This is a genomic window from Escherichia sp. 93.1518, assembly GCF_013368915.2.
Classification (GTDB): Bacteria; Pseudomonadota; Gammaproteobacteria; order Enterobacterales; family Enterobacteriaceae; genus Escherichia; species Escherichia ruysiae.
On sequence record NZ_JABWMT020000058.1, the window covers coordinates 1 to 8,715 of the forward strand.

The window sequence follows — 8,715 nt, forward strand, 5'->3', positions numbered from 1 at the left end:
GGTATTTGTAATATTGGTCCTGAACATGTATATTTTAATACTATTAATAGCACATATAACGGGAAGCTTGGGAATACTTTAAATAGTAAAATAGATAACTATGTATTTTATAGCGCGTTGTTACATCTTAATAATAGAGCAAGCAAATCAATTATTTTGAGTAAAATTTTTTCTGGCGCGAGAAATATAATTGAAAAAAAGAAAAGAAATCTGGATAATTTGGCATGAACTTGCCCATTGCTTTCAAAAAAGGGGCCGAAGCCCCTTTGAATTTTGCGCTGAAAAAAAGTGTTGCTAGGATGTTAGCAAGCTATGGTTAAGAACGTCTGCCGTAATTGTCTATCACAGCGTTGAGCGGTCTGGTTTATGTTAGCGGAGTCTTAATCGAGTTGATTAAAAGGCCAAACCGCTCAACGCTGTGTCTGGCGGAGAGTAATGGAATCGAACCATCATCGCTTGCGCAATGGGACGGTTTTCAAGACCGCTTGAGCACCATGCTCCCTACTCTCCGGCCGTTGTGGTGGCCGGTACTGAATCTCCGGCATACGGTGCAGCCAATTAGGACTACGGACGATCACCGCTCGCGAAAGGGAAGATTTGCGGCCGCATTTCCCTAACATCCAAGAAAGCTATCGCATCAGTCTGCGAATCCACCACAACGGTAAGATCACTACCTTTCGACCAGTCATTGTGCACATGAACGACGATTAACCGTAATGATCTTATCGTTGTATTGGTGCCGGTTAACGGACTCGAACCGCTGACATCCTGCTTACAAGGCAGGCGCTCTACCAACTGAGCTAAACCGGCATTGGCGATGGTGAGTGGATTCGAACCACCGACCAGTTGGTTAACAGCCAACTGCTCTACCGCTGAGCTACACCATCAATTCAGCACTGCCAGTATTTATTACTCAACAGTGCCAATCGCGACGGTTTAGTTTCTGCCAGGAAACGCACCGCTACTTGCACTTTTCGTTAGTGCCAGACGCTTTCGACTTCGCTCAATAGTAGAAGGCAAAATCTGTTTCTGAGGACAGCACCTACTTTGTAATTTATACAATGTGATGTATGGAATCATTTGTTGTGAAAACAGGCACCAATGGCAACAGTGGTTAAACCTACACAACAATCCTGTCTTCACAACGTTGAGGCCACTACTCCGATTGAATGTTTGCCCAACATGTTACATATCAACGCTCGCCGGTATCTCTGTGAATAGAACCTTAGAATTGATAAAAATGTAATGGCCTCAACGTTGTGTGCTGGCTAACCATACCAGCCGGGCTACGTCGCCGCTTTTTAACCCAGTATAAACGACATAATTGAACAAAATGACGTAACAGGATGGGCGGTCAGTGGCTAAGAATCCGGGAGTCATATGGAGTTGAAAATATACCGACCGCCCATTCTGTTACTTCATCGGAGGGAACACTCATGTTCCCTCCTGCGTTCTGTAATCACACTCGCTCAGTGTGTCCCATTTCGGTAACGAGGCTGGAAACTGACCTCGCTGGTGTTTGGCTTATTAGGCTACTGCCAGATAGACTTCTTCGTTTGCACTTGTATTTAAGTTCAAACAGTCGCGTCTCAACGAAAACAAAGTCATCTTATACATAAAAGATAAGTAAGTAAATACTTATCATTGTATTTTTATTCGGTTGTGACTTTTTTGATCAAGGCCACTCTACGGCTAGGTGTTCTTGTAATGGTGGCAGTGAATCGTTTCGCTTGGATAGTAATGGTTTCGTTCTCCTTAAGTTCCCCGTAGCGAGTTTCCACCAGGGTGCCAAGACGCCACAGACCATCATCGATACGTTTATGACTAGCAAATTTAATCAGCAGCAGTTTTACGACTAACTGACCTACGTAAAAGGCGAATGCGACTCCGGCCGCTAAGAAATAGGTGGCCAACCACCATTCCAAAGAAGTTAATTTGCTCATTTTCTAACCTTTGTTTCATGAACTACCCGATACACGCGCTTTCCGATGCACAGTGTTTTGGTTTTAAGTTCCTGCTTAATTAAATCACGACAGATGCCGAAGCCGATAAGGAAGCCACCCATAAAAGCTAATGAGATGTATGGAATCATTTTAACACTCCTGATTCTACTAATTGCTGTAGCAATACTTTCCCTTTATCAGTTAACTGGTAGTTGGCCGAACACTTCGTTTCAGAAACGTTTGCAACCAACCCTAAACGCTCTAACTTAGCTCGCGTTTTAGGCTTCCAGTACTCAGGGAACTCCGGCCACTTACTGATTTCATGAAGCGTTTCCTTCTCCCGTTTACTTAATACGATCATCCTTAATCTCCTTCACGGTGTTGGTTATTTCTACAATGCGATAAATGCGACCGCGTCTTTCTATAACACCGTTTTTAATGTAGTCATTAATGCAACTGGACATCACCACAATACCGATGAAAAAACCAACTGCTAAAAATGCAATCATCCAGCCGAGCATCATTCTTTATCTCCGATTCGATCTTCTGTATCGCGTAAGCAACGCGGCCATTTCAGTCGTGGGTGGCGTAAGCTGCCATCCGGCGTTTTCTCGTGACAATGAACCTCGACAATACGACCACGGTACTTCTCTTTGTTGTTCCAGATCTCGTCCAGATATTTATGCTTAATGCCGCTCGCACGAACAATCACACCGTTTTCAAGGCGAATAACAATTTTTCCAAGCGTGTTGGCAAAACCAGAGTCCGGGTCGCCCGGCTCAAAGTCGATAATTTCACCATCTTCTGAATCTTCGTCTTTTAACTTCCACCAGCTGCGGGTACGTTTAAACTCGTAAACAGAGTTCGGATCTTTGCCCATCTCCCCTTCTTCGTTATCGTCCAGGCGTTTCATGAAGCGTTCGATGAAGTCTTCGTGGCTATGGATGATATAGAACGGATGCAGGTGAATATCTTGTGTGTAGCCTTCACTGCGATCGTTTTTGAACAACGCCACCAGCATAGCCAGGCGCTCTTTCAGCTTCATACCTGTCTTTGCATACTCTTTGGATCTAGCCTGTGCTCGCCATTCCGGTAGGAAGAAGTCGAAAACATGATAAATAGCGCCAATTGCCTGCACGTTCTTTTTGCGCAATGCAGATACGGACTGGTTAAATGAACCGGCAGTTCCTTCACCATCGAAGAAGATGTGTTTGTGGCCTGAAAGTTTGCCTAATTCGAGCATGGCTGGCTTTAGGTGATCGAGAGAGGTGATTGGATTACCAGTACGAGAAAGGAAGTTAACCTCTTCCTCGTCAACAATAACCTCGCAAATTACTCGCAAACCATCGAGCTTAAGGCTGCCAATCATCGGCCATTTTGCTTTAGGATTTGGCTTGAAGGGGTATTTGTCGCCTTTTTCTTTATACGGCGACGCCAGCTGCACCTCAAATTTCGGAATGGGATTTTCAAAAACCTTGTTGCATAGGCTAATCCCAACGCCCGCTTTCGGGTCTTTTAAGAGGAAACGACGGAACACGTCCTGCCCATCGGCGCACATTGACGCCACGATAGATTCAACAGCAGCTATTGCTGCGTTCCCCGTTAGCTCGCGAGAGGCCAGCTTATTCAGTATATCAATGGCTTTTTCGTCACTAGGGACGGACTCACTAAGCGGCTCTGCCACTTTGTATTTCTTTACCCCAAAACGGATGAAAGGGTTGAGCATCAATGAAACCATGCTTTGCTCGAAGTCATCCATGTTGGCCAATGCCTCTTTTTTTGCATTGGTTCCCATAGCTTTCATTTCGTCCAGCTTATGCTTAAGTGCGATCAACTTTTTCATTGTTGTTTTGCCTCCATATGTTGATCGATTTGCTCATGTGTTTCTTTTGTTGTTTCTTCAAGCAACGCCGCATACACGTCAGTGATCGCTGTTTGTGATGTGGCGCTCTTCTTAACCATGCTATTAATCGTTACACTGTCACGTTTTCGTTTTATAGTTCTGGCTTGTTTATTCCGTTCTTCAACCTCCTTAATGAGCGCGGTCATATCTTCGAAATACAGAGATTCTCCTTTACGAATCTCTTCAACCATCATTTTTAACGCCTTGCATTTGCCTGCTTTGATAGCGGTTGCGCACGACTGGAATGAAGTTCGAGGAAGACGGTTTTCTTTGAAGGCAAGAATGGTGTGCTGGCAAACGGAGTAGCTGCAATATGCCGACTCACCGTTTATCTTTACTTCCTCACAACGAAGTGAATAACCATTATTTCCTGAAATAGAGGGGATTTTTGACAAATCAGCTTTCACAACCATCGCCATAAATAATCTTGTACTTACCTATCATTGTTTGCGTAAAAAAACGACGCGCGGAGAGATTACCAACTTCCCCAGCTAATCATCTTGCGCTGATTGCTTTCTAAGCGATAGGGGACAAGAAGCTCTGTGACATGATTTGTGGCGTATGATTTAGCCTCTTGCTCTATCATCGGTAATTCGTTAGCAATCCTGACCATCTTCCCAGCAAATTCCGCCATTACGCCATCACATGCCTTCCCAGCATCAATAACGATATGCACCAGATCCAACTGGCTTTTGCACATGTCGCAAAGAGACGCATACTCACTCTCTCTGATTACATTTACGGCATCATTAGCCCCTTTATTAAGCAAGACTTCCAACAGGTTTGTCGGGGTAACGAAATCGGCTTTAAGTGACAATGTTCTCTCACCTTTTATCGACCGTAAGTACTCTTCGTAGTTTTGCTTGTCTTCCAGCAAAACTAAGCTATGCATAGTTAGAAGTGATTCTTGAATAGCCTCTTCAATAATACTGTCATTTGACGCACAAAAAACGGTATTTGTGTAGATCACTTTGCCATCCATCCATGCCCCAACCTGCACTTTAAGACTGATCGGGTTTTCTTTGCTAATAAAAACAACTAATGCAGAACGCCCTGCACAAGAAGGTTCACCCCATACGTGTAACTCAACTTTCAGATAAGGTAGCCCTGGTAGCGGGATCTCAACCAAACGAGTGGCGATATGATCCATTGCTGTTTTTACCGCTTTTTCAATGATGTCTAGTCGATTGCTCTCGCTGATTTCTAAACCAGTTTTATCAATGATGTCGCAGGCTAATTTCTGAATTTCGTCTTTCATACCAACTCCTAGCTAACAGATGAAAGTATTCTTACAGAAAGATAAGTAATCATCTACTTATTTTAACGGCGTTTGTTACGATAGAGCCTTAATGCCCAAAACCTTGCTTTGCAACTCCAACTGTTTGGTATACGGTTTTGCCCGATAATAGGCTTTGATAATTTGTTCTGGCGTTGCACCGCCTGGGTCGAGTCCTTCCTCACCCAAACACGCAACTTTGACATTAAGACCGATACTGGTCAGTCGCCTGGCCGCGGCCATAGTGTTGCGTATAGCTTGCTTTTCACTATCCCACATCATGATCACATTACGTAATCCACGCGCCTTGAGCGTCAGGAACGCGCCTAACTGATCTTCTGCATCCTGAGTGGTGTTACCAGATAGATGCATCCCGAACGTTCCTATCGGTTCCACGTAATCACGTAATGTTTCTTCATCAAAAATAGCTCGTTTAACCCCCATAACATCGAACGCCCCCTCACAGACAACTACAGTCTGTTTGCCGACCGCATTATGGCCGTTGTAGAGAAACTTACCTGAAGCTGGAAGCTGCATAGGAAAGAGGTAGCGGCGTTCTGCTGTACCGGTAATGTCTCGTCCCTGAAATGTCTTCATTACCCCATCCAGATCGTAAACCGGTATCAGTATTCGCATATCGAATATCTGTCCTTTAACCTGATCTGTATACGGGTCAACATAAGCGTGCTTGCCTTCGACGCAGTATCGTAGGTCAAAATACTTTGCCATTTCAGGCGATATGTTTCGTTCAACCAGATAGTCTGGAAGACGGCTATCTATAGGAAGTTCGTAATGACGAGGGAGTGCAAGTGGTCCCTCTAACTCGACTGTGCTTGCAAGCACTATCTCTTCTTTCTTTGGTGCCCACCCCTGGGAAAGAAGAGCGTTCTGCACATATTCCTCGAACTGTCGTCGTGATTTGCCGCTGTAGTGCTTGAGGAAGACCAGCTTATTGAACTGAATCTCTTCGGGATGATCACCAGCGAAGCATTTACCGACGCCACTGGTCAGATTGAAATATACCTTCCAGTTGGAGCTGCCGCATACCGGACACTCCTTGATATTCACTTCACGACCGCGAGCACTCACGCCTCCACGTCGATAAACGATACCTTCAGTATCCAACCATTGTTCAAAATCTAATTCGGTAATTAGCTCTTTCAGCTCGCTCACGATAATTCCACTTTTAACAGGCAATATTGTGACCAACCTAAATGTTGATATAACATAAAGGCTCATGTGTTTTTCTTTTGTGGTTTGGCAAAAGAAAAGTTGTTTCACCAATGAATCAAGCGTGGAGGTGTTCTCCACGCTTATTTTTTAGGTAACGTCTAAGATTCGCTCAATGAAGCGCATTTGTTCGAGGTTTTGTTTAACGCGAATGCTGATCCCTCCCTGCTGGTTACGCGAACCAGCAAAGTAGAGACGAGCCTCTCCTTTCGCTTCTTCTTCTTCGGTTTTGTTGATCGTTATTACCAGGTCAGCAATACGTACTTTTTCGATGTTGTCGGCAGCGTGCATCATTGTGGCAACTTCTGACGCGCCACCTTCACGGTTTGTCTGCGATGCCGTGATCCCAGCAACGTTATGTTTGTCATAAAGAGCACGTAAATCGGTGTAGATACTACGAATATTGGCGCGATCATCACGAAGGTCATAACTGGCACGCATCAAATCTGCGTAGTCGACAACAACCATGTCAGGCACCATGCCATTGGCTTTCATGCTGTTAAGCATACGGTCCAGATCTGCCGGTGACATACTTCCTGACGGACGCTCAACAACCCACAAACTACCAATCCCCTTCGTGGCTCCCAACTCTGCCAACTTACGATGAACTTCATCGCGCCGTTCCACCAGCTTGGACATTTCCGTCTCCGACAATCTTGCATCAAAACGGTCGGACAAAATGGTGGTGTGAACCTCCAGCGAGAGATACACAACATTGTAGCCAGCAAGCGTAGCGTTTATGGAAAACTCACCCATTGCGGTCGATTTACCGGATTTAGCAAAACCCATGAAGAGCACCATTTCGCGCTTTGCCCAGCCTTTTTGGTACAGCAATCTATCAAGCAGAGGGAGTCCAGTTGTAATGCTGTTTGGCACATACTCCTCTGAAGCCTCATATTCACGCGCTTTCAATCGCTCACTTGCGGAGGTGTAGTAGTCATAGATTCCGGTCGCTTCGTTCGAGCCTATCTGCTGAACCTTGGCCATGATTGCCATCGCCCCCTGAAAGTCGCCCTTCTCTTTCAGTTCAGCAGCTTTAATCAGAGCATCATCAAACGCTACACTTTTTGCGAATGTGGATACCTGGTCAACCATGTACGAGGTATCAGACAATTTTTCTGCAAGGATGCGCTTAAACGCAGCAACAACATCCGGGAAGAGTTCCTCACGGATGGTCTTATCGCGTTTCGCACGCTTAAGCATATCCAGAATCGCAGATGAAGAAGGCGCGCTCTTGTACATACGGTAATAGCCCGAAACCATATTAACCAATATGGCATTGGCCGCATTGGCAAATTGGCAAGGCACAACCAGATCTCCCGCACGAGTAAGAAACTCGTGATCACGACAAAAATATGCCGTCAGTCTGTTCTGGAAATCTTCATCAAACTCTTCGGACAGCCCGCGTCCTGTATGGCAAAGTTCGGTCATGTGCTTTCCTTTGTTTTTTTAACAAATTGTTTTCTAGTGTTAGTTAATTAGATAGGGGATCAATAAACCGCCGTGCTTCTTCCAGTTCTTCTGGAAAGTGGGCGGAAATAAGGCGCTCTGGAACGATTTCCATTAGCCAGATAGCAGAGAAAATTGCGCGTATGCGCTTGCTGCGGGGGATGATGCGCAAACGCTCCAGAATCCACTCAAAATAGCTTTCCTGAATCGGGTTGAACTGCATGTCTCCCATATGCTTAAAGCTAACCAGAGAGTCATCCAGACGGGTTGTTGCGCGTCTGGCTAATTTCTCTTCGAATATCTCAATCAGTTCTGGCTGCCATAAATGCTGTGGGCGCGGCAACTTGTCCCACAGACGCCGTGCAGCTGCGGAAAGAACCGTGGAGATAAAGTAGTCGTATGAACAGCAATAGCGATCAGCAAACTGGCGTGCTTTCCATAGCGACGTTTTATTGGCAGTCGACAACTCCTGATAAGGCAGGCGTTTTAACCCGGTGGTGAACGGAGCTGTTTCAAAGTGTTCGCGACCGTGCGTCAGCATGATATTTGAGTACTGACGTTTGTACGCCTCCGTAAAAAGGCAGGTGGCCATGAGAGGATGCATGTCGCGGTAATCAAACCACTTCGTCTCGAAGAGTTCAGCCTCGTCTTTGCAGCGCGACAAACCAATGTTTTCAGCGACCCACTTGTCCATAACAGCGGTATTCCACTCTGTCATGAAGTCGTACTGGTCGTTGTCAATGGTATCAAAAAAGATTTGGCTCATGTGGCTTACCTGATAGGTAGTTACTTACTTATTGCAATGAGCGGATGATAGCGACTGGTGGCAGTTTTTGGAAGTGGAAACGGAAGGGAGTTGTTCTGGTGGGTATCTTTTGAAAGACCTGCTTCCGTATATTTAATAAGTTACTTAT

General features: G+C 45.3%; 9 protein-coding genes, 3 tRNA genes and 1 pseudogene. 1 reads left to right on the forward strand and 12 read right to left on the reverse strand.

Features of this window, described 5'->3' with window-relative positions:
* Positions 1-228: pseudogene (locus tag HEN21_RS22905) on the forward strand (hypothetical protein); the annotation flags it as partial.
* A gap of 195 nt (positions 229-423) precedes the next feature.
* On the opposite strand, the gene HEN21_RS21925 reads toward HEN21_RS22905, so the two are convergent.
* The 12 genes from HEN21_RS21925 to HEN21_RS21980 form a co-directional block, all read right to left on the reverse strand.
* Positions 424-510, reverse strand: a tRNA-Ser gene (locus tag HEN21_RS21925).
* A 224-nt stretch (positions 511-734) separates the two neighbouring features.
* Positions 735-810, reverse strand: a tRNA-Thr gene (locus HEN21_RS21930).
* A 2-nt stretch (positions 811-812) separates the two neighbouring features.
* Positions 813-887 (reverse strand) — tRNA-Asn (locus HEN21_RS21935).
* A gap of 765 nt (positions 888-1,652) precedes the next feature.
* Entirely contained in the window at positions 1,653-1,943 is a 291-nt protein-coding gene (locus HEN21_RS21940) for a hypothetical protein (RefSeq protein ID WP_048959195.1), read from the reverse strand.
* 145 nt (positions 1,944-2,088) lie between these two features.
* A complete protein-coding gene (locus HEN21_RS21945; RefSeq protein WP_012640723.1) occupies positions 2,089-2,304 on the reverse strand; it encodes a hypothetical protein in 216 nt (71 codons plus the stop codon).
* Entirely contained in the window at positions 2,288-2,464 is a 177-nt protein-coding gene (locus HEN21_RS21950; protein ID WP_227891976.1) for a hypothetical protein, read from the reverse strand. The genes HEN21_RS21945 and HEN21_RS21950 overlap by 17 nt, the downstream gene beginning before the upstream one ends.
* Positions 2,464-3,786, reverse strand: coding sequence for an ATP-dependent DNA ligase (locus HEN21_RS21955; RefSeq protein WP_048959192.1), 1,323 nt, complete (start codon positions 3,784-3,786; stop codon positions 2,464-2,466). Before HEN21_RS21955 ends, HEN21_RS21950 begins: the two co-directional genes overlap by 1 nt.
* A complete protein-coding gene (locus HEN21_RS23215; RefSeq protein ID WP_166686716.1) occupies positions 3,783-4,259 on the reverse strand; it encodes a hypothetical protein in 477 nt (158 codons plus the stop codon). The genes HEN21_RS21955 and HEN21_RS23215 overlap by 4 nt, the downstream gene beginning before the upstream one ends.
* 62 nt (positions 4,260-4,321) lie before the next feature.
* Complete coding sequence (locus HEN21_RS21965) at positions 4,322-5,104, reverse strand: hypothetical protein (RefSeq protein WP_048959189.1); 783 nt, start codon at positions 5,102-5,104, stop codon at positions 4,322-4,324.
* Between the two features lie 75 nt (positions 5,105-5,179).
* The gene (locus HEN21_RS21970) at positions 5,180-6,295 is read right to left on the reverse strand and encodes a hypothetical protein (RefSeq protein ID WP_064757205.1); all 1,116 of its coding nucleotides are present in this window, start codon (positions 6,293-6,295) and stop codon (positions 5,180-5,182) included.
* 147 nt (positions 6,296-6,442) lie between these two features.
* Positions 6,443-7,783: a DnaB-like helicase C-terminal domain-containing protein gene (locus HEN21_RS21975; RefSeq protein ID WP_048959184.1), complete on the reverse strand. Its 1,341-nt coding sequence runs from the start codon at positions 7,781-7,783 to the stop codon at positions 6,443-6,445.
* A 43-nt stretch (positions 7,784-7,826) separates the two neighbouring features.
* Positions 7,827-8,567, reverse strand: a complete 741-nt coding sequence (locus tag HEN21_RS21980) for a hypothetical protein (RefSeq protein ID WP_048959181.1) — start codon at positions 8,565-8,567, stop codon at positions 7,827-7,829.
* Between the last annotated feature and the right edge of the window lie 148 nt (positions 8,568-8,715).

What these genes read in the sequence shown, in the direction of transcription:
- HEN21_RS21940 (WP_048959195.1), bottom strand. Translation starts at nt 1,943, where the DNA reads ATGAGCAAATTAACTTCTTTGGAATGGTGGTTGGCCACCTATTTCTTA.
- HEN21_RS21945 (WP_012640723.1), bottom strand. Translation starts at nt 2,304, where the DNA reads ATGATCGTATTAAGTAAACGGGAGAAGGAAACGCTTCATGAAATCAGT.
- HEN21_RS21950 (WP_227891976.1), bottom strand. Translation starts at nt 2,464, where the DNA reads ATGCTCGGCTGGATGATTGCATTTTTAGCAGTTGGTTTTTTCATCGGT.
- HEN21_RS21955 (WP_048959192.1), bottom strand. Translation starts at nt 3,786, where the DNA reads ATGAAAAAGTTGATCGCACTTAAGCATAAGCTGGACGAAATGAAAGCT.
- HEN21_RS23215 (WP_166686716.1), bottom strand. Translation starts at nt 4,259, where the DNA reads ATGGTTGTGAAAGCTGATTTGTCAAAAATCCCCTCTATTTCAGGAAAT.
- HEN21_RS21965 (WP_048959189.1), bottom strand. Translation starts at nt 5,104, where the DNA reads ATGAAAGACGAAATTCAGAAATTAGCCTGCGACATCATTGATAAAACT.
- HEN21_RS21975 (WP_048959184.1), bottom strand. Translation starts at nt 7,783, where the DNA reads ATGACCGAACTTTGCCATACAGGACGCGGGCTGTCCGAAGAGTTTGAT.
- HEN21_RS21980 (WP_048959181.1), bottom strand. Translation starts at nt 8,567, where the DNA reads ATGAGCCAAATCTTTTTTGATACCATTGACAACGACCAGTACGACTTC.